The organism is Streptomyces sp. Ru73 (assembly GCF_002920575.1).
GTDB lineage: Bacteria > Actinomycetota > Actinomycetes > Streptomycetales > Streptomycetaceae > Streptomyces.
This window is the reverse complement of record NZ_PQSQ01000088.1, coordinates 1-24,551: the sequence shown is the minus strand read 5'-3', so window position 1 is coordinate 24,551 and position 24,551 is coordinate 1. Positions and strand designations below refer to the sequence as shown.

The following is a 24,551-nucleotide window of genomic DNA, read 5'->3' as shown; positions in this document are numbered from 1 at the left end:
GGGTGGTTCAGGGGGAGGCCGGCAGGCCGGTGTGGGGTGCCGTGGTCCGGCGGCGGACGAGGGCGGCGTAGGTGAGGCCGGAGACGGCCGCGCCGAGGAGGGTGAGGTCGCCGCCGCCGAGCGGGGCGACGAGCGGGCCGGTCCACAGCTCGGAGTCGCAGGTCAGCGTGGCGAAGACCAGGCCGGCGAGGAGGGCGGCCAGCCCTTCGGGGTGCCAGCCGGCGCGGTACCAGTAGCGGCCGCCGGGGCCGGTGTGCAGCGCGTCGGCGTCGTACCGGCAGCGGCGCAGCAGCATGTCGGCGAGGAAGACGCCGCCCCAGGGCGCGAAGACGAGGACCATCAGGGAGAGGAAGGAGAGCAGGGAGGCGGTGAAGTCGGCGAGGAAGAGGGCGTAGAGGGAGCCGGTGACGGTGACGGCGGCGCTGATGACGATGGTGCGGGCGCGGGTCCAGGGGATGCCGAGGACCTGGAGGTTGAGGCTGGAGGAGTAGAGGGTGAGGATCGAGTTGGTGACCGAGCCGCCCAGGACGAGCAGCAGGAACAGCGGTTTGAACCAGCCGGGCAGCAGTCCTTCCACGCCCGCGACCGGGTCGGTCATGTCGGCGCGGGTGGCGGCCGCGACGCCCGCGACGCCGAGGCCGACGGAGGAGAGGAAGCCGCCGAGTGCGCCGCTCCAGGTGATCGCGCGCAGCGTGGTGCCGGCGGGCAGGTAGCGGGTGTAGTCGGCGGGCATCGGCAGGTAGGAGACCGGCCCGGAGAGCATGACGACGAGGGCGAGAGTCCAGGCGCTGAAGCCGCCGGCGGCGCCCTGTGCGGCCGGCGCGTGCGGGTCGAGGCCGGGCAGCAGGAGGAGGAACAGTACGGCGAAGCCGGCGCCGAGGACGTACGCCATCCAGCGTTCGGCGGCCTGCACGGTGGCGTGGCCCCACATCGCGACGGCGAAGGTGAGGGCGAGGGTGATCAGCAGGGCGACGGCGCGGGCCGGGGCGCCGTGGAGCAGGTGCGCGCCGGTGAGCAGGGCTTCGAGGGCGAGGGCGCCGACGACCGTGTTGACGATGGTGTAGCCGATGCTGACGACCCAGTTGAGCAGTGCTGCGGGCCAGTTGCCGCGGTGGCCGAAGGCGGCGCGGGAGATGACGAGGGTGGCGGTGCCGGTGCGGATGCCGCTCAGCCCCGCGGCGCTGACGGCGAAGAAGGCCAGGCCGCCGAGGACGACGACGGCGGTGGCGGACCAGAAGGAGAGGCCGAAGCCGACGGCGAGGGTGCCGTTGATGACGTAGGTGAAGGTGAGGTTGGAGCCGAACCAGAGCCAGAACAGGTCCCTGGCGCTGCCGTGCCGGTCCTTCTCGGGGATGGGGTCGATGCCGTGGCTCTCGACTCTGAAGACCTCGTCGTCGGCTACTCCGGTGGACGTCATGCGTTTCCCTCGCTCCGGCTCGGGAGGCCCCGACTGCTGGCCCGACTTTGAATGCCATTCAAGAAACTTGAACGGCATTCAAAATGCCTGCCCCTTCCCCGCCCGTCAAGACCCCGCGGCCGACGGGCCGGGATAAGGTCGGTCGGACGGAGCGGCGTACGAGACGGGACCGGCGTACGGAACCGCGTACGGAACGGGAACGGCGTACGCAACGGCGTACGGGACGAAGGGCGGGCCGGGCGGTGGCACGACGGCGGGACGGACAGGTCGCGGCCGGCCGGATCCTGGAAGAGGCGATGGTGGCCATCGCCGAGGGCGGTCTCGCGGAGCTGACCATGGCGGCCCTGGCGCGGCGGCTCGGCACGAGCGGCGGCCACATCCTGTACTACTTCGGCAGCAAGGACCTGCTGCTCCTGGAAGCGCTGCGGTTCAGCGAGGCGAAGCTCGCCGAGGAACGGCGGGCGCTGCTCGCCCGCCGGCTCGGCGCGGTGCGGATGCTCGACGCGTTCGTCGACCTCTATCTGCCGCGCGGACCGCGTGACCCGCGCTGGATGCTGTGGATCGAGCTGTGGGCCCGTACGGCCGTCAACGAGCCGCTGCGCGAGGCCCAGGAGGAACTCGACCGGGCCTGGCGCGAGGACCTGGCGGCGCTGCTGGCCAAGGGCGTCGCGCAGGGCCGCTTCGCCCCCGGCGACTGCACGGCCCGCGCCTCCGAACTGCTCGCCCTGCTCGACGGGCTCAGCACCCGGGTGGTCCTGGGCCAGCACGGCGCGGACCGGGCCGCCGCCCTCGCTACGGCGAGGTCCGCGGCGGCCCGGCTGGTGGAACGGCTCTGAAGGTGTGATGCGCGTGTGCGCCGTCCCGGAGCGGGCCGGGACGGCGCGGGCTCACTTCTGGACGGGCGGGCAGTAGCCGGTCTCCTCGCCGATGCTGTTGATCTCGGCGTTGGACCGGGAGTCGTCCGCGTAGTTGATCTGGTTCGTGCAGCTCACGCCGGGCTTCTTGGGGGTGCCCGCCGGCGTGCCGGTCGGCTCGCCGCCCTTCTGGGGCGCCGGGCAGTGGCCGGTCTCCGCGCCGATGCTGTTGATCTCGGCGTTGGACCGGGGTCCCCCGCGTAATTGATCTGGTCCGTGCAGCGCTCGCCCGGCTTCTTCGGGGTGGCGGCGGGGGTGCCGTGGGCGGAGCCCTGGTCGGTACCGCCCTGCCCGGCACTGCTCTGGCCGGCCTTGCTCTGGCCGGTCCCGGCCGTGGCGCCGGGGGACTGCGAGGCGGCGGCGGACGAACTGCCGGCCGACGACGGCGTGTCGGTACCGGAGGCGTCACAGGCCGTGAGCCCGAACGCGGCGACGGCGATCACCATGGCGGCGGCGGCATTGCGGGCATGGCGCAGAACGGTACGGTGCGACACGATCTCCCCCGATTCTCTCGTGGTGGTGGTCCGGCGGTCCCGGTGCGGTCTCCCGGGCCGGTGAACACAAGACTCCCGGCCGCCGCTGATGATCCGCCGCCGTACGGCTAACGCCTCGCTAACGCGGCACGCCGGCCGGCCTCCCAACGCGGCACGCCGGCCGGCCTCGCCAACGCCGCGCGTCAGCCGAGAGCCGAATCGCCTTCCGCGCCGCCCCGCCGCTGCCACGCTCGCCCCATGACCGACACCGCCGCGGTAGCCGTCCTGTCCGATGTCCACGGAGTCGCCCCCGCGCTGGAGGCCGTGCTCGCCGAGCCCGACGTGCGGGCCGCGCGTACCGTCGTCCTCACCGGCGACCTTCTCTCCGGGCCGCTCCCCGAGCAGACCCTCGCGCTGCTGCGCGGCCTCGGCGACCGGGCCGTATGGCTCCGCGGCAACGGCGAACGCGAACTGCTCGCGTGCCACCACGATCCGGAGGCGCCGGCCCCCGACGCGGTCACGCCCTGGGCCGCCCGGCAGCTCGCCCCCGCCGACGTCGCGGAGCTCGTCGCGCTCCCGGCGGCCGTGACGCTGGACGTGCCGGGTCTCGGGCCCGTCCTCTTCTGCCACGCCACCCCGCGCGACGACGCCGAGGTGGTGCTCGCCGACTCCCGGCAGGAGCGTTTCGCCGAGGTGCTGGCCGGGGTGCCGGAGGAGGTACGGACGGTGGTGTGCGGCCACACCCACATGCCGTTCGTCCGCGTCGCGCACGGGCGGCTGGTGGTGAACCCGGGCAGCGTCGGCATGCCGTACGGGCGGGACGGTGCGCACTGGGCGCTGCTGGGTCCGGGCGGCGGCGCGGTCGCGTTGCGGCGCACGGTGTACGACCGGGAGGCGGCCTGTGCCCGGATCGCGGCCGAGTCCGGCTTCCCGGAGGCGGCCGCGTGGGCGGACGAGTACGTGCGGAAGACCTACTCCGCGGAGGAGGCACTGGCCGCGTTCGGCCCGCTGGACGGGCGCTGAGGACGGCCGCGGCGGGGCGCCGGTGAACGGCCGCGACCGTGCGCGCGGCGCGGCCCAGCGCTGCGCGGCACGGCGCACGACGCGGCCCGGCCCCCGTACGCATGCCGCGTACGGGGGCCGGGCCGGGGGCCGGGACGGGTGCGGGGCGTCAGCCGATCTGTGCGCCGTAGGCCTGCAGGGCCTCGGTGACCGGCTGGAAGAAGGTCTCGCCGCCCGAGGAGCAGTCGCCGCTGCCGCCCGAGGTCAGGCCGATGGCCTTGTCGCCGTCGAACAGCGCGCCGCCGCTGTCGCCGGGCTCGGCGCACACGTCGGTCTGGATCAGGCCCTCGACGGTGCCTTCCTGGTAGTTGACGCTGGCGTTCAGGGCCTTGACGGTGCCGTCGTGGACCTGGGTGGTGGAGCCGCTGCGCTGCACCTTCTCACCGACGGTGGCCTCGGCCGCGCCGCTGATCTCCTGCGTGCTGCCGTTGTAGAGGTCGACCGCGCTGGGGTGGTCGGTGTCGGCCGTGTACTTCACCAGGGCGTAGTCGTTGCCGGGGAAGCTGGACTCCTCGGTGGTGGCGATCTCGCCGCCGCCCTGGGAGTCCGACCAGCTCTTGACCGCGTTGCCGCAGTGGCCGGCGGTCAGGAAGTACGGCTGGCCGTCCTTGACGACGTTGAAGCCGAGGGAGCAGCGCGAGCCGCTGCCCCAGATGGCGTCGCCGCCGGCGATGAAGGGCTTGAACTCCCCCTTGCTGCGGGTGAGCTGCGCCTTGCTGCCGAGGCTGTCGACGACCTTGGTGAGCTTCGCCAGCTTCGCGCCCTTGACGGTGCGGTCGGCCGTGACGACGATCTTGTTGCTCCTGGGGTCGATGCCCCAGGAGGTGCCGGGGATGGTGGCCTTGGACTTCAGGGTCTGCCGGGCGCCGTTCAGCTGGGCGAGGGTGTGCTGGACGATTCTGGGTTCGGCGCCCTTGGCCCGTACGGTGTCGGCCGCGGCCTCGTCCACCACGTTGACGACGAGCTTCTTGGCCTTGGCGTCGTAGTAGGAACCGGCGGTGCCGTCGGTGAGCTGCGCGGCGAGCTTGCCGGCGGCGGCCGGCGTCAGCGAGAGCAGCTTGGCCGTGGGGGCCGGGCTGGCATTGGCACTGAGCGCGAAGGTGGCGCTGGCGGCCAGGGCGAGGGCTCCCGCACCGGCCAGGGCGGCACGTCGCTTGGGTATGCGGCGGTGCTTCAAGTCAAAACCTCCCGTGGGGGGAAGGGCCCGCCGGGTGGGGGAAGTGCGGGCCCTGAGGGGTGGAGATCAGGACACGGACGTGAACGGGCCATCCGTCGCGGACGGTCATCGCACCCGCCGTACGGCCGGGTGCCGTACGGGCGCGCGGCCCGCATGCGCTGCCCACCACCGGGATCCGCGTCCGGACCGGCAGTCGCGTCCATGCCAATGCGCGTCGCCGAGTATTCCCACCCCCCGAGGGCGCGCACAAGACCGAGTTCCGGTCTTGCGTACGACGATTCACCGGTCGTCCACGAGTCCTGCACACCGATATCCGCGCATGTCCCTCCCCTTTCCGGTATGCGAGTCCCACGCTGAGCGAGCGGCGTTCAGCGCAGGGTGAGGACTGGACCTGTCCGGAAACAGACGGTCCGCTTCCGCTCAGCCGGCGCCCCGCGCCTCACGTCGCGCTGTCGCCCCGGGGCTTCCCCTCGGCCTCGGGCACCTCCACGCCGGGGATCTCCAGCCCGGGCACCTCGACGCCCGGCAGCTCGATGCCCGGCAGGTCCTCCGCCGCGTCCAGCGGCACCTCTTCGCGGCGCACCGCCGCGCGGGCCGCATCCCCCGCCGCCTCGCCGCCCGCGCCCTCCGCGTCCTCGCGGCGCAGCTCCGTACGGGCCGCGTCCTCGCGGCGCGCCTCGCCGCGGGTGCCGCCCCCGCTCACCCGCTCGTACGCCTCCGTCTGCGCCTGGGCCTGGAGGCCCGAACGCTCCAGGAAGCGCAGCAGCTCGACGGGGAAGGGCAGGACGAGGGTGGAGTTCTTCTCGGCGGCGACGGCCACCACGGTCTGGAGGAGGCGCAGTTGCAGCGCGGCCGGCTGGTCGGACATCTGCTGGGCCGCCTCGGCCAGCTTCTTGGACGCCTGCAGCTCCGCGTCGGCGTTGATCACGCGCGCCCGCCGGTCACGGGCCGCCTCGGCCTGCCGGGCCATCGACCGCTTCATGGTCTCCGGCAGCGACACGTCCTTGATCTCCACGCGGTCGATCTGGACGCCCCAGCCCAGCGCCGGGCTGTCGATCATGACTTCGAGGCCCTGGTTGAGCTTCTCCCGGTTGGAGAGCAGGTCGTCCAGGTCGCTCTTGCCGATGATGGAGCGCAGCGAGGTCTGGGCGACCTGGGAGACGGCGAAGCGGTAGTCCTCGACCTGGACGACCGCGTCGGCGGCGTCCACGACCTTGAAGTAGACCACCGCGTCCACCCGGACCGTGACGTTGTCGTGGGTGATGCCCTCCTGGGCCGGCACGGGCATCGTGACGATCTGCATGTTGACCCGGCGCATCCGGTCGACGAACGGGATGATCATCGTGAAGCCGGGCCCGCGGACCGGGGAGGTGAGCCGCCCGAGCCGCAGCACCACGCCGCGTTCGTACTGTTTGATGACGCGGGCGGCGGCCGCCGCGTACACGGCCCCGGCAGAGGCCAGCGCCACCCCGGTCGTCACGAGTTCCTCGACCATCACGGCCCCCTAGCAAGGCTGCCAGCCGTCCGAGTCGCACGTAGTTACACCGTATGCCCGGTTGCCGGAACGGTCGAGTGCCGGGACGGCGGGGGAAAACCAAGGGCCCCCGCTCGCCGCGGCGAGCGGGGGCCTTACTGCTGCTGGCTGCAGTCCAGTGGCGCAGTATTCCTCAGTACGGGCCCGGGGCCGAGAACACTCATCCGGCCAAAGGGAAGTGCCCGGTCGTACTCAGGCTCAGTACACGCTCACGCCGTAGGCGCTCAGCGCCTCCGTGACGGGCTGGAAGAACGTGGTGCCGCCGGAGGTGCAGTCGCCGCTGCCCCCGGAGGTCAGGCCCAGCGCCTTGGTGCCGGCGTACAGCGGGCCGCCGCTGTCGCCGGGCTCGGCGCAGACCGTGGTCTGGATCAGGCCGGAGACGATGTCGCCGCCGCCGTAGTTGACGGTCGCGTTCAGGGCGGTGACGCGGCCGCTGTGGATGCCGGTGGTGGAGCCGCGGCGGGTGACGGTCTGGCCGACGGTCGGGGTACCGGCGCTGGTGATGTCCTGGCTGCCGACGGTGCCCTCGTGCGACACCGAGCCGGTGTACTTGATGATGCCGTAGTCGTTGCCGGGGAAGCTGGAGCCGGCGGTCGGGCCGATCGACGCGCCGCTGCCGGTGGTCCACGGCGGGTTGCCGTCGGTGCAGTGGCCGGCGGTCAGGGCGTAGTAGGTGGAGCCGCTGCGGACGTTGAAGCCCAGCGAGCAGCGCCAGCTCGGCGCGTAGATCGCGTCGCCGCCGGATATGTACTTCTGGAACTTGCCCGCGGTGCGCTCGATGCTGAGGGCACCGGCGTTGACGCCGGCCGCCTTCTTGATCTTCGCGATCTCGGCCTGGGAGACCGTCTTGTCGACGGTGACGACGAGGGTGTTCGTCGCCTTGTCGACCCGCCAGGCCGTGCCCGCGACGTCCGCTGCGCGTACCGAGTCGCTCGCGGCGGACAGCTGGGTCGCGCTGAACGTACTGGCCGGACGCACGTCGGCGCTGGCGGCGCTGGGGATGGCCACGGCTCCTGCGACGAGGAGACCGGACGCCACGGCGATCAGCCGGGTGCGTCTGGCGACGCCGCTGCGGGGGGTGATGCGCTCGTTCCTCACTTCTTCCTCCGAGGGGAATCGGGGGTCGCCTGTAGGCGGCCCGTGAGGCGCAGCCAGGCAGCACGGGTTCCGTTTTCCGCGTGCCCCTGACAAGCGCTGGACGGGAGTCTGGAGTGTCCGGGCGCGCCGCGCAAGGGTCTGTTTCCGGACCGGGGCATGCCACAGGGCCCCGGCAGCGGGGATTTCGGCTGCCGGGGCGGTGGTACCGGTCCCCTCGGTCGGATCTTCGACGTGCGGCGGTGCGCGGCGGTTCCCCGCGGGCTGCTACTCCGCCCGGTCACCCGTGCTGAGCTGCCGTTCTCCGGCGCGCAGGGCGAACGGGAGGGTGTTGCCCGGCGGCGGGAAGGGGCAGATGAAGTGGTCCGCGAAGGCGCACGGCGGGAGCAGGGTGCGGTTGAGGTCGACGATGACGGTGCCGTCGGCGGCGGGCGCGGGCGGCCGCAGGAAGCGGAAGCGGTAGCTTTCGCTTCCGCTGGTGGCGTCGGCGAGCACCGCCCACAGCGAGCCGTCCGCTTCCACCGCGGCCTGCAGGGTGTGCTCGGTGCCGTCGACCGTGAAGGCCAGCTCGCCGGCGAGGCCGAGGCCCCGCTCGCGGCCGTCGGCGTTCGGCACCCGGACCGTGCGGTCCTCCCCGTACGGCCGGAACCGGCCGGTCAACCGCCACCGCTCGTCGTACGGGAACGCGTCGATCCCGGTGAAGGCGCGCAGCGCAGCGGAGTGCGGGTCGAAGACGCGGACCGCCCACTGGCCCTCGCGCCGCAGGACGACCAGCCGCCGGTCGCCGTGCGCGACGCGGGACGCCTCGGGTCCGGCGTCCGGTGCCAGCCGTGCCTCGCCGGTGAGCGGCGCGCCGTCCAGCGTCAGCCCGTCCGCCGCGGCGGCGGTCAGCCGTACCGCGTCGCCGTCCTCGGCCCAGTGGCCGGGAACGTCCTCCAGGCGGCCTTCGGGGTGGTCGGCGAGCCAGTGCGTGCCGGTCAGCGCCAGCGGTCCGTACGGCTCCGAGACGGTCCGTTCGCGCAGCTCGCGCCAGGTCCGCCAGTCCTTCTCCGGTTCTGTGCCCATGGCGGCAGAGCCTTTCACGCCGGGCTGCCGGCGGGTGCCGGCAGCCCCAGGTGGGAGCGGAGCGTGTCGCCCTCGTACTCGGTACGGAACGCGCCCCGCTCCTGCAGCAGCGGTACGACCCGGTCCACGAACTCGTCCAGGCCGCCGGGGGTGAGGTGCGGTACGAGGATGAAGCCGTCCGCCGCGTCCTGGGTCACGAAGGCGTCCATCTCGGCGGCGACCGTCTCGGGGGTGCCGATGAAGGACTGCCGGCCGGTCGCCTCGATGACGGTCTCGCGGAGGGACAGCCCCTTGGCCTCGGAGAGCGCCCGCCAGCGGGCGGCGATCTCCTGGGGGTCGCCGAGCCGGGTGCGGCCCTGGGTGAGCTTCGGGTCGGGGTCGGGGTCGAATTCGGGGAGCGGGCCGTCGGGGTCGAGGTGGGAGAGGTCGGTGCCCCAGACCTGTTCCGCGGTGAGCAGCGCGTTCTGCGGGGAGACCTGCTGCCGGCGGATGTGGTGGGCCTTCTCCTGGGCCTCGGCCGCGGTGTCGCCGAGCACGAAGGTGACGCCCGGCATGATCTTCAGCGAGTCGTGCGTCCGGCCGTGCGCGGCCAGCCGTCCCTTGACGTCGGCGTAAAAGGCGCGCCCCGCCTCCAGGGTGCCGTGCCGGGTGAAGATCACGTCGGCGGCGGAGGCCGCGAAGTCCCGCCCGGCCGGGGAGTCGCCGGCCTGGATGACGACGGGGTGGCCCTGCGGGCTGCGCGGCAGCGTGAACTCACCGTGGATGTCGAAGTGCTGCCCGCGGTGCGCGAACGGCCGGGGCGTGCCGTCCGCGGTCCAGGAGTCCCAGAGTTCGCGTGCGGTGGCGACGAATTCGGCGGCGCGGGTGTACCGGTCCGCGTGGTCGAGGTAGCCGCCGCGCCGGAAGTTCTCACCCGTGAACGCGTCGGAGGAGGTGACGACGTTCCAGGCGGCCCGGCCGGCGCTGAGGTGGTCCAGGGTGGCCAGCCGCCGGGCCAGTTCGTAGGGCTCGTTGAAGGTGGCGTTGACGGTGGCGGCCAGCCCCAGCCGCTCGGTGACCGCGGCCAGCGCGTTCAGCACCGTCAGCGACTCGGGCCTGCCCACCACGTCCAGGTCGTGGATGCGGCCCTTGTGCTCGCGCAGCCGCAGCCCCTCGGCGAGGAAGAAGAAGTCGAAGAGCCCGCGCTCGGCGGTGCGGGCGAGGTGGACGAAGGAGTCGAACTCGATCTGGCTGCGGGACCGCGGGTCCTGCCAGACGGTGGTGTTGTTCACACCCGGGAAGTGGGCGGCCAGGTGCAGCCGCTTGCGTGCGGGGGTGCGGGAAGTGGCCATCAGGAGGCTGCCTTTCCGGTGCGGGCGGCGTAACGGCTGTCCGGGCGCGCCAGTCCGAGGTGGTCGCGCAGGGTGGTGCCCGGGTAGGTGCGGCGCAGCAGGCCGCGGCGGCGGAGGACGGGGACCGTGCCGTCGACGAGCCGGGCGAGGTCGCGCTCGGGGTCGGCGGGCCGGAGGTGGAAGCCGTCGGCCGCCTCGGCCGTGTGCCAGTCGGTGAGCAGGTCGGCGAGGCCGGCCGCGTCGCCGGCGGCGGGGAGTTCGACGGGCAGGGAGGCGAGGACGCGCAGCTCGTCCGGGTTCCGGCCCAGCTCCGCCGCGCGGGCACGGAGTGCGGCGCGGGCCGTGTACGCGGTGTCGGGGTCCTCGGCCGCGACCAGGGCGACGTCGGCGCGGGCCGCTGCGGTCTCCCGGGCGGCGTCCTCGGTGGCGTCGACGACGATGACGGGCCGGCCCTGCGGGGGCCGGGGCACGATGGAGGGGCCGCGTACGGTGAATTCCTCGCCGGTGGAGGAGGTGCCGCGGAAGTCGACGTAGTGCAGCTTGTCGCGGTCGATGAACCGGCCGGTGGCGGCGTCCCTGATCTCCGCGTCGTCCTCCCAGCTGTCCCAGAGCCGGCCGGCCGCGTCGGCCACGTCGGCGGCCTCCCGCCACAGCGCTTCGGCGGGGGCCGCCGGGCGGCGGCCGAAGAGCGCCGCCTCGGCCGGGGTGCGGGAGACGTCGGCCCGCCAGCCGGCCCGGCCGCGGCTGACCCAGTCCAGGGTCTGCACGGCCGTGGCGAGATGGAACGGTTCGGTGTGGGTGGTGGTCACCGTCGGGACCAGGCCGATCCGTTCGGTGTGCGGCGCGGTGCGGGCCAGGACGGCGAGGGCGTCCGGGCCGGGCCGCGCGAACGTGTCGCCGAGCGTGACGAAGTCCAGGGTGCCGCGCTCGGCGAGGCGGGCGAGGCGTACGTAGGGGGCCGCGTCGAAGGGGTTCGGTGCGCCGGGGGTGTCGAGCGCGACGGCGAGGTGCGGCGGCCGGCTGGTTGCGGTCATCGGTGGGAGCCTTCCGGTGCGAAGGGCTGGACAGGGGTCATGACGCGGTCCTGGGCAGTCCGCGTGGGTTGATCTCCGACTTCTTCACGGCCTCGTTCGTCAGGCCCCAGCGGGCGAGCACCTTCTTGTAGGCGCCGTTGTCGATGACGTGCTGGAGCGCGGCGGCGTAGGGCTCGACCAGCCCGTTGCCCTTCTTCGTGGTGGCGGCGATCTTGCCCTGCACCTGGTCGCCGCCGCCGGAGAAGGTGCCGACGATCTCCGTCTGCCCGGCCGTGGCGACGTGGTAGGCGGAGGTCGGGTTGGGCCCGAAGTAGGCGTCGATGCGGCCGGACTGGAGGGCGAGGTAGTAGTCGGAGGTGTTCTGGTAGTACCGGATGTCGACCGGCTTGCGGCCCGCCTTCTCGTTCTCCTTGCTCCAGTCCACGAGGATCTTCTCCTGGTTGGTGCCGGAGCTGACGGCGATGCGCTTGCCCGCGACGTCGGCAGCGCCGCGCACCTTCCAGTGGCTGCCCTTGCGTGCCTCCATGGCCAGTTCGTCCAGCCGGTAGGTGGCGAAGTCGTACTTCTCCTTGCGTTCCTCGGTGACCGTGACGTTGGAGAGGACGCCGTCGAGCTTGCCGCTGTCGAGGCCGACGAAGAGGTTCTCCCAGGACAGCGCCTGGAAGTGGGGCTCGAGGCCGAGGGTGTCGGCGATGAGGGTGGCGAGGTCCCGCTCGACGCCGATCAGGGTGCGGTCGTCGGTGGCGTAGAAGCCCAGCGGTGGGTTGCTGCCGGTGCTCAGGCCGAACTGGAGGGTGCCACGGGCGCGGACCCGGGCGGGGACCCGCGCGGCGATGTCCGGGACCTTCTGCACGTGGATGCGGTGCTGGTCCGGGCTGGTGTTGATCTTCGTCTTGGCGCCGCCTCCGGGGGCGCCGTCCAGCGGTGCGGCCTCGCCCTTCCCGCAGGCGCTCAGCAGCACCGTTCCGGCGGTGAGCGCGAGGGCGGCGGACAGGGCGCGGCGGCGGTTCACGGGAGTACTCCTCGGGGGATGCGGCGGGGTGCCGGGGCGGGGGCCTGGCATGGTCACAGGACCTTGGAGAGGAAGGCGCGGGTGCGCTCGTGGCGCGGTGCTTCGAGCACCTGGGACGGCGGGCCCTGTTCGACGATCCGGCCGTCGTCCATGAAGACGACGGTGTCGGCGACCTCGCGCGCGAAGCCGATCTCATGGGTGACGACGATCATGGTGGTGCCCTGCTCGGCGAGGTCCTTGATGACGTCGAGGACCTCGCCGACCAGCTCCGGGTCCAGCGCCGAGGTGGGCTCGTCGAACAGCAGCAGCTTCGGTTCCAGGGCGAGCGCGCGGGCGATGGCCACCCGCTGCTGCTGGCCGCCGGAGAGCTGCCGGGGGTAGGCGCCGGCCTTCTCGGCGAGACCGACGCGTGCGAGCAGCCGGCGGGCCGTGGCCTCGGCGTCCTTCCGGGACCGCTTGAGCGCGGAGACGGGGGCCTCGGTGATGTTCTCCAGCACGGTCAGGTGCGGGAAGAGGTGGAAGTTCTGGAAGACGAAGCCGATGTGGGTGCGCTGCTTGAGGATGTCGCGCTCGCGCAGCTCGTACAGCTTGTTCGCGCGCTGCTTGTAGCCCACGAGCGTGCCGTCCACGCTGATCTGTCCGCTGTCCACCTTCTCCAGGTGGTTGATGGTGCGCAGCAGCGTGGACTTGCCGGAGCCCGACGGGCCGAGGACGACGGTGACCTCCCCGGTGCGTACGGTCAGGTCGATGCCGCGCAGCACCTCCACGGACCCGAAGCTCTTGGTCACGGACCGGATGTCGACCATCGCGCTCATCGCGTGGCCCCCTTTGCGAAGTGTCGTTCGATGAGGTGCTGGAGGACGGAGAGGGCGCCGGTGAGCAGGACGTACCAGACGGTGGCGACCATCAGCAGGGGCACGACCCGGCCGTTGCGGCCGTAGATGACCTGCACCTGGTAGAAGAGCTCGCCGATCGCCATGACGGAGACGATGGAGGTGCCCTTGAAGAGGGAGATGACCTCGTTGGCGGCGTTGGGCAGGATCGCGCGCATGGCCTGCGGCAGCACGATGCGGCGCAGTTGGCGCAGCCGGGGGATGCCGAGTGCGGCGGCGGCCGTCAGCTGGCCGTCGTCCACGGCCAGGACGCCGCCGCGCACGATCTCCGCCGCGTAGGCGGCCTGGTGCAGGGCGAGGCCGAGGACCGCCGCGCTCATGGCGCCGACCAGGTTGACCGTGTCGAAGGAGAAGAGCCCGGGGCCGAACGGTACGCCGAGGTCGATCCGCTTGTAGAGGTAGGCGAGGTTGAACCAGAACAGCAGCTGGACGATGAGCGGGACCGACCGGAACACCCAGATGTAGCCGACCGCGACGGACTTGAGGAACGCGCTCTCCGACAGCCGCATGAAGGCCAGGACGAGACCGAGCAGGAAGCCGAGGACGGTGCCGTAGACGGTCAGCTGCAGGGTGGTGCCCACCGCGCGCAGGATCGTCTCCGTGGTGAAGAACTGCGCGAAGACGCCCCACTCCCAGCCGGGGTTGGTGACCAGCCCGTGCACGAACTGCGCGAGCAGTACGGCGGTGAGCGCGACGGCGACCCAGCGCGCGGGGTGGCGCACCGGCACCACCTTCAGGGCGGGTGCTGCCGTGCCCGGTGGTCCGGCGCGTTCCGGTGCTTCGGCGGCGGGCGGGTCAGTGGTCAGCGGCATGGTGGTCCTCCGGGATGCGGGCGGCGAGGAAGGTGAGGAGGGTGCGGGCGGTGGCGTCGTTCTGGCGGAAGGAGGGGGCGTTGGTGCCGGGGCGGGTGAAGGCGCCGGAGGAGCGGGCGTCGGTGTGCGGGCCGAGCGCGAAGCGGCGCGGGTGGGGCCGGCCCGTGCGGTCCAGGACCCGGCCGTCCGCCGCGTCCACGCGCAGCAGCCCGCCGGGGGTGGCGGCGGCCCCGTCGGCGTACAGGCCGCGCAGCAGCGCGTCCTTGCTGTGCACGACGGAGGGCTTCGGGAGCCGGGCCTCCACCAGGGCGCGTGCGGTGACCTCGGCACCGGGCAGACTGGCGCTGCCGGCGCGGAAGAGGCCGCGCTCCGTGTCGGGGGTGACGGTCATGCCGGCGCCGAGGAACTTCACGACGCCGGCCCGGGAGAGGGCGAGCAGCTGCCGCAGCCGGGGCCCTGGCGGGCCGGAGGCGAGGTAGCTGAAGAAGCCGTGCCACCACGGGCCCAGGTCGCCGATCCGGGTCAGCTGCCCGTAGACGGACAGCAGCGCCAGGAAGACGGCCTGGTCGGGGCTGTGCGCGGGGTCGTGGCGGCGGTCCAGGTCGGCCTCGACGTACGCGCGCAGGCCGTCCTGGAGCGCCGCGTCGCTGCCGAAGCGCACGCCGGCCAGCGGGCGGTCGAGCGCTTCGAGGTCGAGCCGGTCGGCGGGGTCGGGCACGGAGGCGGCGACCAGTGCCTGGAGTGCGGCGCTGCCGGGTTCGGCGGCCGCGTACTTCTCCTCGAAGTCGGTCCAGTGGACGGCGGTGCGCTCCGGGTGGGCGGTGAAGAGACGGTGGTAGTGGGCGAAGCCCAGCTCCTTGCTGATGAGCGGCCAGATGTCCCGGGTGAAGTCCGGGCCGCCGGGCAGCGCGAGCAGCGCGTCGGTCTCGGCGGGCCCGAAGAACCGGGGCAGCGGCGGGCGTTCGCCGGTCCAGGCGTACCCGATCTTGGAGTGGTACGGGACACCGCGCCGCGAGCCGACGTGCAGCACCGGCTCCTCGCCTGAGGGCAGGTACGCCAGCTGCCCGTCGGGCCGGGTCAGGTAGCGGCCGCCGCGGCCCTCGGTGAGCAGCACCATCAGGTCGACGAAGGCCAGGCCCATGCCGCGGACCAGCACCGGCTCGCCGGCCCGCAGCCCGGACAGGTCGCTGTCGGCGGTGAAGTCCGGTGGCAGGTAGGTGAGGTGGTGGTCGGCGGCGAAGGCGGCGAGGGCCCGCTCCTCGGGTGCGGGTGCGGAGCCGAGGTGGCCGAGGGTGAGCACGACGAGGTCGGCGACGAGCGGGGCGGTCCGCCCCGCGAGCCAGACCTGCTGGCGGCCGTCGCGGGGTCCGGCGACGCGGACGGCGCGGTGCCGGTGCTCGTGCACGGCGATGCCGGGCGGCAGTGCGTCCACCGTGCGGTCGTAGACCCAGCCGAGGTAGCCGCCCTGCACCGGCCGGCCGGCGAAGTCGCGCGGCCCGAGCGTGCCGGCCGCCTCGGCCGGTCCGGGCGGCACGGTGACGGTGCCGTCCCCGACCTGCCGCGCCCAGGCGGCGAGGGTGGGCCCCGGACGGACCGGTCCGGCCATCTCCACCGACTCGTCGGTGAACAGGGTGATGTCCTCGGCCATGGAGTTCATCCACAGCAGCGGGGACTGGTCGGGGCGCCAGATCCGGCCGGCGCCGGGCGGGTGCGGGTCGACGAGGTGGATGTCCAGCGGCCGGTCGCCGTACAGCTCGGCGGCGTTGGCGGCGATCCGTTCCAGCAGTCCGGTCCCCCGCGGACCGGCTCCCACGATCACCAGGGACGGCCTCATCGGGTGCGCTCCGCACCGCGCGCGTAGTGCCGCTCGACGTAGTACTGGCCGGCGCTGAGCACCGAGGTGACGACGACGTACCAGAGGGTGGCGACCAGCAGCAGCGGGATGACCTGGTAGGTGCGGTGGTAGACCAGCTGCACGGAGTACAGCAGGTCCTGGACCGCGATGACGCTGACGATCGAGGTGCCCTTGAGCGTGCCGATCAGCATGTTCCCGGCGGGCGGCACGATCGCGCGCATGGCCTGCGGCAGGACGATCCGCCGGCCGCGGCGCCACCGGCTCAGGCCGAGGGACCTGGCGGCCTCCAGCTGGCCGCGGTCCACGGAGAGGATGCCGCCGCGCACGACCTCGGCGGCGTACGCGGCCTCGTGCAGGGTGAGGCCGATGAGGGCGACGGCGAGGGGGCCGAGCAGGTTCACCGTCTTCACGCCGAGGACGTACGGGTAGAGCGCCCCGATGTTGAACCAGAACAGCAGCTGCACCAGGACGGGCATCGACCGGAACAGCCAGACGTAGCCCCAACCCACGGCTCTGAGGACGGGGTTGGCGGAGAGCCGCATCGCGGCGAGCAGCGTGCCCAGCGCGAAGCCGAGCACCATGACCAGCGCGGTGAGCCAGAGCGTGAGCGCCAGGCCGCGCAGCACGGCGGTGGTGAAGAAGTACTCGGCGACCACGTCCCACTGGAAGGCGTCGTTGCGGACGACGGAGGTGGCGGCGAGCGCGAGGAGGGTCAGGACGAGGGCCGCTGCGGCCCACTGGCCGGTGCGGCGGCGCGGGACGATGCGGGGCGGCGCGGCGGGGCCGGACGGCTCGGGCCGCGCCGGCGCAGGGGTGTCGAGGGTGCCGGAGACCGGCTGGGCGGAAGGCATGCGAAGGCTCCGTGGATGCAGAGATCGAACACGGGAGTGGAGCGCCTTCACACAAGGCTGGAGAACCGGGCGAGCCCCTCAGCACGCCGGTCCTCGAGGCTATGGCGCCGATGTGGCGGACTGTCAAGCTTGTTCACATCGTGAGACACGGATCTCGGTCACGGTTGACGCGGAAACGGATGCCTGTTCCACTTGGCGGCATGTACTCATGGCAGCGGCTGGTCACCCGCGACCACATCGACTTCGGTCGAGTGTGGTCGTCGTCCTGTTGAGCTGACCCCCTGCGCCTTGCCCGCCGCCTTCTCCGGCCGGGCCGTTTCGCGGTTTTGATCACCCTTCCCTGATCCCGCCGCGCCTTCACACGCTTTTCCGCGCCTCCCCTCGGCGCACCCTTCCCGCTCCTCCCCCATTCCTTCGGCCTGCTCGAAGAAGGGCGCCCCACCATGCGCTTCGGCGTCATGACCTTGATCGACAATGTCCCGGACGCGGTGTCCGGACGGCTTCTCACACCCCATCAACGCCTCCGGGAGGTCGTCGAACTGGCGGCTCTCGCCGAGGAGTTGGGATTTGACGCCTTCGGCGTCGGGGAGCGGCACGGACCGCCGTTCCTCTCCAGCTCCCCGGCCGCGGTGCTGGGCGCGATCGCCGCCCGCACCCGGCGCATCCGGCTCTTCACCACCGTCACCGTCCTGTCCACCCTCGACCCGGTCCGGGTCGCCGAGGAGTACGCCACCGTCGACCAGCTCTCCGGCGGCCGGCTGGAGCTGATGACCGGCAAGGGCAACGCGCCCGAGCCGTGGGCCCTGTTCGGCCGCGACCCGGCGGACCAGTACGACCTCCAGGAGGAGAACTACGAACTGCTGCGCCGGCTGTGGAGCGAGGAGAAGGTCACCTGGTCCGGCCGGTTCCGCCCGCCGCTGACGGAGGCGACCACACTCCCCCGTCCCTACCAGCGGCCGCCCACCGTCTGGCACGGCAGCGCCACCAGCGAACGCTCGGCCGACCTCGCGGCGCTGTGGGGCGACCCGCTGTTCACCGCCAACGTGATCCAGCCGGTCGCCAATTACGCGCGGCTGATCGCGCACTACCGGGAACGCTGGGCGGAGTACGGCCACGACCCCTCGGCCGCACTGGTCGGCGCGGGCGGCACGCTGTACGTCGCCGGTGACGACCGCACCGCGCGCGCCGAGTTCGCGCCGTACTACGAAGCGGCGGTCGCGGCCCGGGACGTGCCCGGCAACAACACCCCGTTCCGCACCCTGGCCGAGGCCTCCGACCACGGTCCTGCGCTCGTCGGCTCGCCGGACCGGGTCATCGACAAGGTCCTCCAGCAGCACGCGGCGTACGGGCACGCGGTGCAGTTCTTCGGCGTGGAGAGCGCCGGACTGCCGTTCGCGCGCAAGGCCGAGGTGCTGCGGCTCACCGCCGACCAGGTGCTGCCGGTGCTGCGCAAGGAGGCGCCCGACACCCTTCCCTGGAGCCGCACATGACAGCGCCGGCACCGCACCCCACCGAGCTGACGGTGCATCACACGTCGGTCACCGATCCACTGGCCCGCCCGCTGCTCACGGAGCTGACGCACGAGTACAGCACCCGCTACCGCAAGCCGGTGGACCTGGACCGGGAGTACCCCCCCGAGGAGTTCGGCCCGCCGGGCGGCGCCTTCCTGCTGCTCCTGGCCGGCGGCGAGCCGGTGGCCGGGGGCGCGTACCGCCGGTACGACGCCGCCACCGCGGAACTCAAACGCATCTGGACGCACTCCGCGCACCGCCGCCGCGGACTGGCCCGCCGCGTCCTGGACGTGCTGGAGCAGGACGCCGCGCGCCGCGGCTACACCCGCCTCTGCCTGACCACCGGGCCCCGGCAGCCGGAGGCCAAGGCCCTGTATCTGGCGGCCGGTTACCGCCCGCTCTTCGACCTCACCGCCGACCCGGAGTCGATCGGCCCGCTGCCGTTCGAGAAGGACCTGCCGGGCGGCCACCACCTGGAGACCTGACCCATGACGTACCACAGAGCCCGTGCCGCCGTCCTGTTCGCCGCTGCCGCCCTCGCCCTGACCGCCGCCTGCGCGGCACCCGACGAAGCGGGGCGGCGGCCGGCCGCCGCCGCGGGCGGCGGCGGCGAGGCCAGGATCCCCACCAAAGATGTCATCGGGGACGTGAAGAAGGACCCGGCCGCCGCGCAGCTGCTCCCGGCCGGGGTGCGCAAGCGCGGCACGCTGACCATCGCCACCAGCGTCGGCGGCACCCCGCCCGGCGCGTCCTACCTGCCGGACGGCAAGACCGTGGCCGGGCAGGACATCGACTTCGCCGACGCCGTCGCGAAGGTGCTCGGACTGCGCCTCAAGCGCGAGGTGGCGAGCTTCGAAGCGATCCTGCCCGCACTCGGCAGCGGCAAGTACGACCTGGGCACCGGCAACTTCGGTGTCACCGCCGAACGCAAGAAGACCATCGACTTCGTCACCTACATCAACGACGGCCAGGGCTTCGCGGTCCGCGACGACAGTCCGCTGAAGAAGGTCACCGACCTGACGCAGCTGTGCGGCCGGACGGTGGCGACCTCGGCGGGCACCACCTTCGAGGCGACGCTGGAACAGAACCGCTCGCGCTGCACCAAGGCCGGCAAGAAGCCGTACGAGGTCAAGACGTACGCCGAGCAGGGCGCGCTGTGGATCTCGCTCCAGCAGGGGCGCAGCGACGTGGTGATGAGCACCATCAACGGCCTGCGCTACTCGGTGCGGCAGCAGAAGGGGCTGCGGTTCCTCAACGAGTACCAGCGTCTCGACGTGGGGTTCGCCTTCAAGAAGGGCAGCCCGCTCACCCCGGCCTTCCGGGCGGCGGTGAACCGGCTGCAGAAGGACGGCACGTACGACCGCATCCTGAAGAAGTGGGGCACCACCGGCTCCGCGATCGACGGCTCCCGGATCAACCCGCCGGCCAAGGATTGACGGTCGTCACCACCCCCGCTGTCCTGACATATGCCGTGGTCGCTTCCTTACGGACCCATTCTTTCCAGTATGTTCCGATCTGTCCTGCGGGGTGGGGCCAAGGGGGCGCGCACACCGTGTGACACCCTTCGCACAGTCAGTTCGCGGTCATCGCCTTGGAGCTGACGCTGTGCCATCCTCATTGCACCAGATGTGTCACGAACCCCCCATGCGGCGGCTATCCACTTGGCACATCATCCGCGTCATGGCCGACCATAGAGGGGCGGACAGCACACCGCGGGAGAGAGGAGGCGTCCATGGGATCGGTGCGCAAGGCGAGTGCGTGGCTTGGCCTCGTCGACGACAACGATGACGAGCGTTACTACGACGACGACTACGCCGAGGGGTCCGAGCCCGAACAGACGGGCGGCAACTCCTGGGTGACCGACCCCCGGGTGCGCGTGGCCGACGAGGCGGCGCAGCAGCAGGGCACCCGGATCGCCACGGTCACGCCGGACGGCTTCCGGGACGCCCGCGGGATCGGCGAGCTCTTCCGGGCCGGCGTGCCGGTCATCGTCAACCTCACCGCGATGGAGTCGGCCGACGCCAAGCGCGTCGTCGACTTCGCCGCGGGGCTGACCTTCGGGCTGCGCGGCTCCATCGAGCGCGTGGCGACCCGCGTCTTCCTGCTCACCCCGCCCGACTACCGCATCGTGAGCGGCGGCGAGGTCACGGGCCGCCGGCGCGAGGGCGGCTTCTTCAACCAGAGCTGACGGTGCTCTTGCGGATCGGCCGGCGCCGGTCCGCAAGAGCACGTCGGCCGCTCACCGGAAGGCGTCGAGCCCCGTGAGCGCCTTGCCCAGCACGAGCTGGTGCATTTCCACGGTGCCCTCGTAGGTGAGCACCGACTCCAGGTTCGTCGCGTGCCGCATGACGGGGTACTCCAGCGAGATCCCGTTCGCGCCCAGGATGGTGCGCGAGGTGCGGCAGATCTCGATCGCCTCCCGCACGTTGTTGAGCTTGCCGAAGCTGACCTGCTCGGGGCGGAGCCTCCCCGCGTCCAGCCGGCGCCCGAGGTGGTGCGCGAGCAGGACTCCCTTGTGCAGCTCCACGGCCATGTCGGCGAGCTTGCCCTGGGTGAGCTGGAAGCCGCCGATCGGCTTGCCGAACTGCTCCCGGGTCTTCGCGTACTCCAGCGCCGCCTCGAAGCTGGCGCGGGCCGCGCCCATCGCGCCCCAGACGATGCCGTACCGGGCGTGGCTGAGGCAGCTGAGCGGGCCGCGCAGGCCCGTGACCTCGGGCAGTACGGCATCGGAAGGCAGCCGTACGTCGTCCAGGACCAGCTCGCTGGTGACCGAGGCGCGCAGCGACCACTTGTGCTTGATCTCGGGCGCGGAGAAGCCGGGGGCGTCGGTGGGCACGACGAAGCCGCGGACGCCGTCCTCCGTCTGCGCCCAGACCACCGCGACGCCGGCCACCGAGCCGTTGGTGATCCACATCTTGCGGCCGTTGAGCACCCAGTCCGAGCCGTCGCGCTTGGCGTGGGTGCGCATGTTCGCCGGGTCGGAGCCGTGGTCGGGCTCGGTCAGGCCGAAGCAGCCGATGATCTCGCCGGCGGCCATCCCCGGCAGCCACTGCTGCTTCTGCTCCTCGGAGCCGAAGCGCCAGATCGCGTACATGGCGAGCGAGCCCTGCACGGAGACCAGCGAGCGGATGCCGGAGTCGGCGGCCTCCAGCTCCAGGCAGGCCAGGCCGTACTGGACGGCGCTGGCACCGGCGCAGCCGTAGCCGGTGAGCGACATGCCGAGCGCGCCGATCGAGCCCAGCTCGCGGGCGAGCTCCCGGATGCCGGGCAGCTCGCCGGCCTCGTACCACTCGGCGACGTGCGGCAGCACCCGGTCGGCGGCCCACTGCCGGACGGTGCCGCGTACGGCCTTGTCCTCGTCGGAGAGGAGGTCGTCGATGCCCAGCGGGTCGGCCGGGTCGAAGGGCGGCAGGGTGGATGCGGACATGACCAGGTGCCTCCTGCGGCTGCGCGAAAAACTAGCAGTGGTAGTTATTGCTCACGGCAGACGTTACGACGCACGCGGACGCGCCACAAGAGGGCCACCGCCGGGCCCGCTGCGTACAAAGGGAGGGATCAGCGCCAGGAGGAGGCGGTCGCGGGCTCGGAACCCTGCCCGGAACCCGCGGTGCCGCCGTCGGCCCGCTCGGCGGACTCCGCGGCGCGCCGCGGCAGCCGGAGCGCTATCGCCGCGCCGACCAGCAGCAGCAGCGCGCTGGCCACGAGGGTGACGTGCAGGCCGTGCACGAAGGACGCGCGGGCCGCCTCGCGCAGCGCACGCCGCGCCGGTCCGCCGAGGTCGCCGGCGACCTGGTACGCCTCGCCGAGCGAGTGCCCGGCGGCGCGGCCGGCGCGGTGCGGGACGCCGGGGACGTGGTGCAGCCCCGGCGCGTAGACGGCGTTCATGACGCTGCCGAGCAGGGCCACGCCGATGCCGGCGCCGAGCTGGTAGGAGGTCTCGCCGATGGCCGCCGCTCCCCCGGACGCCTCGGCGGGCGCCTCGCTGAGCATCGATTCGTACGCCCCGAAGAGCGTGGACTGGAAACCGAAGCCGAGCAGCACGAAACCGGCGGAGAGCAGCCAGGGACGGTCGTGGGCGCCCATCGTGGTCAGGCAGAGCACCGCGCAGGCGGTGAGCACGAAGCCCGCCGACACCATCACCCGCGGGCCGAGCGCCTGGAGCATCCGGGAGCCGGTCAGCCCGGCCGCCATCGCGGCGAAGACCAGGGGCAGCATCCGCAGGCCGGTCTCCAGGGGGCTCATGCCGAGCACCAGCTGGAGGTACTGCACGGCTATGAGCTGCAGGCCGACCAGGGCCAGCATCGCCAGCACGATGCAGCCGACGGACGTGCCGAAGGCCGGGCGGGCGAAGAGCCGCATGTCGATCAGCGGGTGCTCGCGGCGCCGCTGGCGGCGGACGAAGAGGGCGAGCAGCAGTGCTCCGACGACGATCGGGAGGAGCGTCGTCCAGCCCAGTACGGGGCCCCCGCTGCCGATCCGCTTCACCCCGAAGACCAGGCCGAGCACGCCGAGGGCCGCGATGATCGCGCCGAGCACGTCCCAGGGGCCGTTGCGCTCGCCCCGGGACTCCGGCAGCAGCCAGCGGCCGACCAGCAGCATCACGGCCATCATCGGGATGTTGATGAGGAAGACCGAGCCCCACCAGAAGTTCTCGACCAGGAAGCCGCCGAGCACCGGGCCGACGGCCGCGCCGACCGCGGCGACCGCGCTCCACACGCCGATGGCCACGGCCCGCTCCCGCCGGTCGGGGAAGACCTGGCGCAGGATCGAGAGCGTCGCCGGCATGATCATCGCGCCGCCGACGCCGAGCAGCGCCCTGGCCACGATGAGGACCTGTGGATTGGGGGCGAGCGCGGCACCGGCCGAGGCGATCGCGAAGAGCCCGTACCCGAAGAGCAGTATCCGGCGTCTGCCCACTCTGTCGCCGAGCGTCCCGAAGAGGATCAGCAGGGACGCCGCGATGAGCGGATAGACGTCGACGACCCAGAGCAGTTCGACGGGCCCGGGTCGCAGGTCCTCGGTGACGGCCGGCACGGCGACGTACAGGATCGTCGTGTCCAGGGCGACGAACAGCAGGCTGACGCAGAGCACGATCAGCACGGTCCAGCGGTTCGCGCCGCCGCCGCGATGCCGGGTCACACCAGCCGTCCGCTTCTTGCCGGACGCGGTCGTCCCGGACATGTACGCACCTCCTGTCGAGCACTCGCAGCCGCGCACCGGGCACGACGAACGCCCCGGGGGAACCGGCGGCACGGGCGAGTTGTGACGAAACCTTACGCGAGTCGCCGGTCAGGACACATGGCTCACCTCACGATGAGATGCTCATCGCAAGGTCCGGGGGATCCCATACCCATTGCGCAGGGCAGTCGCTACCCTGCGCCGCCGACTCCTTTCGGGGGACCCGCACGCCCCCTTCCACGGCCCGGCACCTGCCCCGCGGCCGTACCGATCCGGCCATCGGGCCCACGCGCCCCACCGGCCCCTGGATAATCGTATTGATGACCGATCTCGCTTTCTCCGCCACCGCGGGTACGGCTGCGGCAGGCAGAGGTGCCGGGGCCGCGCTGCGCCGCGCCGCGCCCGCCCTGGCGGCGTACGCGGCCATCCGCCTCTTCGGCCTCGCCGTCCTCGCCGTCTGGTCGGCGGCCGCCGGCAAGGACTGGCAGACCCTCCTCGCCGCCCGCTGGGACTCCCTCTGGTACACCCGGGTGGCCGAGTACGGCTACGGCTACACCGTCCAGCTGCCCGGCGGCGAGGTCCACTCCAACCTCGCCTTCTTCCCGCTGCTGCCGTGGCTGGAGCGGGGCCTGTCCGCCGTGCTGCCGGTGTCGGCCGGCGGCGCCGGGCTGCTGGTGAGCTGGGCCGCCTCGCTGACCGCCGCCTGGGCGCTGTACGCCACGGGCGAGCGGCTGAACGGCCCGCGGGCCGGCGTGACGCTGGCCGCGCTGTGGGCCGCGGTCCCGATAGGCGTCGTGCAGTCCATGGCGTACTCGGAGGCGCTCTTCACCGCGCTCGCCGCCTGGGCGCTGTACGCCGTGCTGTCCCGCCGGTGGGTGTGGGCCGGCGTGCTGACGTCGCTGGCCGGGCTGACCCGGCCGGTGGGCGCCGCGGTCGTCGCGGCCGTGTGGGCCGCCGCCGCGCTCGTCCTGTGGCGCGAGCGGGCCCGCGAGGGCCGGGTGGCCTGGACCCGGCACCGCCGGCTCCTCGCCGGAGTACTGCTCGCCCCGCTCGGCTGGTGCGGCTTCTTCCTGTGGGTGGGGGCCCGGGAGGGCAGCCTCACCGGCTACCTCGACGTGCAGGCCGGCTGGGACAACGGCTTCGACGGCGGCCTGGCCTTCGCGGCCTTCACCGGACGGCTGCTGACCGGGCCCGCCTTCCCGGCCGGGCTCGCGCTGGTGGCCGGCGTCGCGGCGGTGATCTGGCTGTACGTGCTCGGCGTGCGGCAGGGGCGCCCGGTGCCGCTGCTGGTCTACGGCGGGCTCGTACTGGGGCTGGCGCTGACCGCGAAGGGCTAC

General features: G+C 72.8%; 22 protein-coding genes. 8 read left to right on the top strand and 14 right to left on the bottom strand.

Going from position 1 to position 24,551, the window contains the following annotated elements:
• Positions 1–7: 7 nt before the first annotated feature.
• Positions 8–1,417 carry a cytosine permease gene (locus C3486_RS28845; protein WP_103835713.1) on the bottom strand — a complete coding sequence of 470 codons (1,410 nt, stop codon included), beginning with the start codon at positions 1,415–1,417 and terminating at the stop codon, positions 8–10.
• 242 nt (positions 1,418–1,659) lie between these two features.
• On the opposite strand from C3486_RS28845, the gene C3486_RS28840 reads away from it, so the two are divergent.
• The 3 genes from C3486_RS28840 to C3486_RS28830 all read left to right on the top strand — a co-directional run bounded on the left by C3486_RS28840 (position 1,660) and on the right by C3486_RS28830 (position 3,827).
• Positions 1,660–2,253: a TetR/AcrR family transcriptional regulator gene (locus tag C3486_RS28840; protein WP_258053046.1), complete on the top strand. Its 594-nt coding sequence runs from the start codon at positions 1,660–1,662 to the stop codon at positions 2,251–2,253.
• Positions 2,254–2,547: 294 nt separating this feature from the next.
• Entirely contained in the window at positions 2,548–2,889 is a 342-nt protein-coding gene (locus tag C3486_RS38315) for a hypothetical protein (RefSeq protein ID WP_258053045.1), read from the top strand.
• 173 nt (positions 2,890–3,062) lie between these two features.
• Positions 3,063–3,827: a metallophosphoesterase gene (locus C3486_RS28830; RefSeq protein WP_103835712.1), complete on the top strand. Its 765-nt coding sequence runs from the start codon at positions 3,063–3,065 to the stop codon at positions 3,825–3,827.
• Between the two features lie 148 nt (positions 3,828–3,975).
• Here C3486_RS28830 and C3486_RS28825 read toward each other — a convergent pair whose 3' ends face one another.
• The 11 genes from C3486_RS28825 to C3486_RS28775 form a co-directional block, all read right to left on the bottom strand.
• Complete coding sequence (locus tag C3486_RS28825) at positions 3,976–5,043, bottom strand: S1 family peptidase (RefSeq protein ID WP_103835711.1); 1,068 nt, start codon at positions 5,041–5,043, stop codon at positions 3,976–3,978.
• A gap of 439 nt (positions 5,044–5,482) precedes the next feature.
• The gene (locus tag C3486_RS28820; RefSeq protein WP_258053044.1) at positions 5,483–6,538 is read right to left on the bottom strand and encodes a slipin family protein; all 1,056 of its coding nucleotides are present in this window, start codon (positions 6,536–6,538) and stop codon (positions 5,483–5,485) included.
• A gap of 237 nt (positions 6,539–6,775) precedes the next feature.
• Entirely contained in the window at positions 6,776–7,675 is a 900-nt protein-coding gene (locus C3486_RS28815; RefSeq protein WP_103835710.1) for a S1 family peptidase, read from the bottom strand.
• A gap of 264 nt (positions 7,676–7,939) precedes the next feature.
• Positions 7,940–8,737: a DUF1684 domain-containing protein gene (locus C3486_RS28810; RefSeq protein WP_103835709.1), complete on the bottom strand. Its 798-nt coding sequence runs from the start codon at positions 8,735–8,737 to the stop codon at positions 7,940–7,942.
• Positions 8,738–8,751: 14 nt separating this feature from the next.
• The gene (locus C3486_RS28805) at positions 8,752–10,068 is read right to left on the bottom strand and encodes an NtaA/DmoA family FMN-dependent monooxygenase (protein WP_103835708.1); all 1,317 of its coding nucleotides are present in this window, start codon (positions 10,066–10,068) and stop codon (positions 8,752–8,754) included.
• Positions 10,068–11,102, bottom strand: coding sequence for an LLM class flavin-dependent oxidoreductase (locus tag C3486_RS28800; protein ID WP_103835707.1), 1,035 nt, complete (start codon positions 11,100–11,102; stop codon positions 10,068–10,070). The genes C3486_RS28805 and C3486_RS28800 overlap by 1 nt, the downstream gene beginning before the upstream one ends.
• Before the next feature lie 37 nt (positions 11,103–11,139).
• Positions 11,140–12,114, bottom strand: a complete 975-nt coding sequence (locus C3486_RS28795; protein WP_103835706.1) for an ABC transporter substrate-binding protein — start codon at positions 12,112–12,114, stop codon at positions 11,140–11,142.
• 53 nt (positions 12,115–12,167) lie between these two features.
• Entirely contained in the window at positions 12,168–12,929 is a 762-nt protein-coding gene (locus tag C3486_RS28790) for an amino acid ABC transporter ATP-binding protein (protein ID WP_103835705.1), read from the bottom strand.
• A complete protein-coding gene (locus C3486_RS28785) occupies positions 12,926–13,819 on the bottom strand; it encodes an amino acid ABC transporter permease (RefSeq protein WP_103835718.1) in 894 nt (297 codons plus the stop codon). Before C3486_RS28785 ends, C3486_RS28790 begins: the two co-directional genes overlap by 4 nt.
• Positions 13,803–15,653 (bottom strand): FAD/NAD(P)-binding domain-containing protein, encoded by a 1,851-nt coding sequence (locus C3486_RS28780; protein ID WP_103835704.1) that lies wholly within the window; start codon positions 15,651–15,653, stop codon positions 13,803–13,805. Before C3486_RS28780 ends, C3486_RS28785 begins: the two co-directional genes overlap by 17 nt.
• Positions 15,650–16,525 carry an amino acid ABC transporter permease gene (locus tag C3486_RS28775; RefSeq protein WP_103835703.1) on the bottom strand — a complete coding sequence of 292 codons (876 nt, stop codon included), beginning with the start codon at positions 16,523–16,525 and terminating at the stop codon, positions 15,650–15,652. The genes C3486_RS28780 and C3486_RS28775 overlap by 4 nt, the downstream gene beginning before the upstream one ends.
• Positions 16,526–16,968: 443 nt before the next feature.
• Here C3486_RS28775 and C3486_RS28770 point away from each other — a divergent pair, with 443 nt between their 5' ends.
• From C3486_RS28770 to C3486_RS28755, 4 genes are all read left to right on the top strand, one after another.
• Positions 16,969–18,015, top strand: coding sequence for an LLM class flavin-dependent oxidoreductase (locus tag C3486_RS28770; RefSeq protein WP_103835702.1), 1,047 nt, complete (start codon positions 16,969–16,971; stop codon positions 18,013–18,015).
• Complete coding sequence (locus tag C3486_RS28765) at positions 18,012–18,521, top strand: GNAT family N-acetyltransferase (protein WP_103835701.1); 510 nt, start codon at positions 18,012–18,014, stop codon at positions 18,519–18,521. Before C3486_RS28770 ends, C3486_RS28765 begins: the two co-directional genes overlap by 4 nt.
• Positions 18,522–18,524: 3 nt before the next feature.
• Positions 18,525–19,472 carry an ABC transporter substrate-binding protein gene (locus C3486_RS28760; RefSeq protein WP_103835700.1) on the top strand — a complete coding sequence of 316 codons (948 nt, stop codon included), beginning with the start codon at positions 18,525–18,527 and terminating at the stop codon, positions 19,470–19,472.
• 296 nt (positions 19,473–19,768) lie between these two features.
• Entirely contained in the window at positions 19,769–20,224 is a 456-nt protein-coding gene (locus C3486_RS28755; RefSeq protein WP_103835699.1) for a cell division protein SepF, read from the top strand.
• Positions 20,225–20,275: 51 nt separating this feature from the next.
• Here the strand turns inward: C3486_RS28755 and C3486_RS28750 are convergent, their stop codons facing one another.
• Complete coding sequence (locus C3486_RS28750; RefSeq protein ID WP_103835698.1) at positions 20,276–21,463, bottom strand: acyl-CoA dehydrogenase family protein; 1,188 nt, start codon at positions 21,461–21,463, stop codon at positions 20,276–20,278.
• Positions 21,464–21,591: 128 nt separating this feature from the next.
• Entirely contained in the window at positions 21,592–23,217 is a 1,626-nt protein-coding gene (locus C3486_RS28745; protein ID WP_103835697.1) for an MFS transporter, read from the bottom strand.
• A gap of 317 nt (positions 23,218–23,534) precedes the next feature.
• Between C3486_RS28745 and C3486_RS28740 the strand changes: the two genes are divergently transcribed.
• On the top strand, positions 23,535–24,551 hold a 1,017-nt coding region (locus C3486_RS28740; RefSeq protein WP_103835696.1), incomplete at its 3' end, for a glycosyltransferase family 39 protein.

Excerpts from the sequence above, each read along its gene's own strand:
- C3486_RS28770 (WP_103835702.1), top strand. The coding sequence starts at position 16,969 with ATGCGCTTCGGCGTCATGACCTTGATCGACAATGTCCCGGACGCGGTG.
- C3486_RS28765 (WP_103835701.1), top strand. The coding sequence starts at position 18,012 with ATGACAGCGCCGGCACCGCACCCCACCGAGCTGACGGTGCATCACACG.
- C3486_RS28820 (WP_258053044.1), bottom strand. The coding sequence starts at position 6,538 with ATGGTCGAGGAACTCGTGACGACCGGGGTGGCGCTGGCCTCTGCCGGG.
- C3486_RS28830 (WP_103835712.1), top strand. The coding sequence starts at position 3,063 with ATGACCGACACCGCCGCGGTAGCCGTCCTGTCCGATGTCCACGGAGTC.
- C3486_RS28780 (WP_103835704.1), bottom strand. The coding sequence starts at position 15,653 with ATGAGGCCGTCCCTGGTGATCGTGGGAGCCGGTCCGCGGGGGACCGGA.
- C3486_RS28810 (WP_103835709.1), bottom strand. The coding sequence starts at position 8,737 with ATGGGCACAGAACCGGAGAAGGACTGGCGGACCTGGCGCGAGCTGCGC.
- C3486_RS28755 (WP_103835699.1), top strand. The coding sequence starts at position 19,769 with ATGGGATCGGTGCGCAAGGCGAGTGCGTGGCTTGGCCTCGTCGACGAC.
- C3486_RS28845 (WP_103835713.1), bottom strand. The coding sequence starts at position 1,417 with ATGACGTCCACCGGAGTAGCCGACGACGAGGTCTTCAGAGTCGAGAGC.
- C3486_RS28745 (WP_103835697.1), bottom strand. The coding sequence starts at position 23,217 with ATGTCCGGGACGACCGCGTCCGGCAAGAAGCGGACGGCTGGTGTGACC.
- C3486_RS28785 (WP_103835718.1), bottom strand. The coding sequence starts at position 13,819 with ATGCCGCTGACCACTGACCCGCCCGCCGCCGAAGCACCGGAACGCGCC.
- C3486_RS28775 (WP_103835703.1), bottom strand. The coding sequence starts at position 16,525 with ATGCCTTCCGCCCAGCCGGTCTCCGGCACCCTCGACACCCCTGCGCCG.
- C3486_RS28760 (WP_103835700.1), top strand. The coding sequence starts at position 18,525 with ATGACGTACCACAGAGCCCGTGCCGCCGTCCTGTTCGCCGCTGCCGCC.
- C3486_RS28805 (WP_103835708.1), bottom strand. The coding sequence starts at position 10,068 with ATGGCCACTTCCCGCACCCCCGCACGCAAGCGGCTGCACCTGGCCGCC.
- C3486_RS28790 (WP_103835705.1), bottom strand. The coding sequence starts at position 12,929 with ATGAGCGCGATGGTCGACATCCGGTCCGTGACCAAGAGCTTCGGGTCC.
- C3486_RS28800 (WP_103835707.1), bottom strand. The coding sequence starts at position 11,102 with ATGACCGCAACCAGCCGGCCGCCGCACCTCGCCGTCGCGCTCGACACC.
- C3486_RS28750 (WP_103835698.1), bottom strand. The coding sequence starts at position 21,463 with ATGTCCGCATCCACCCTGCCGCCCTTCGACCCGGCCGACCCGCTGGGC.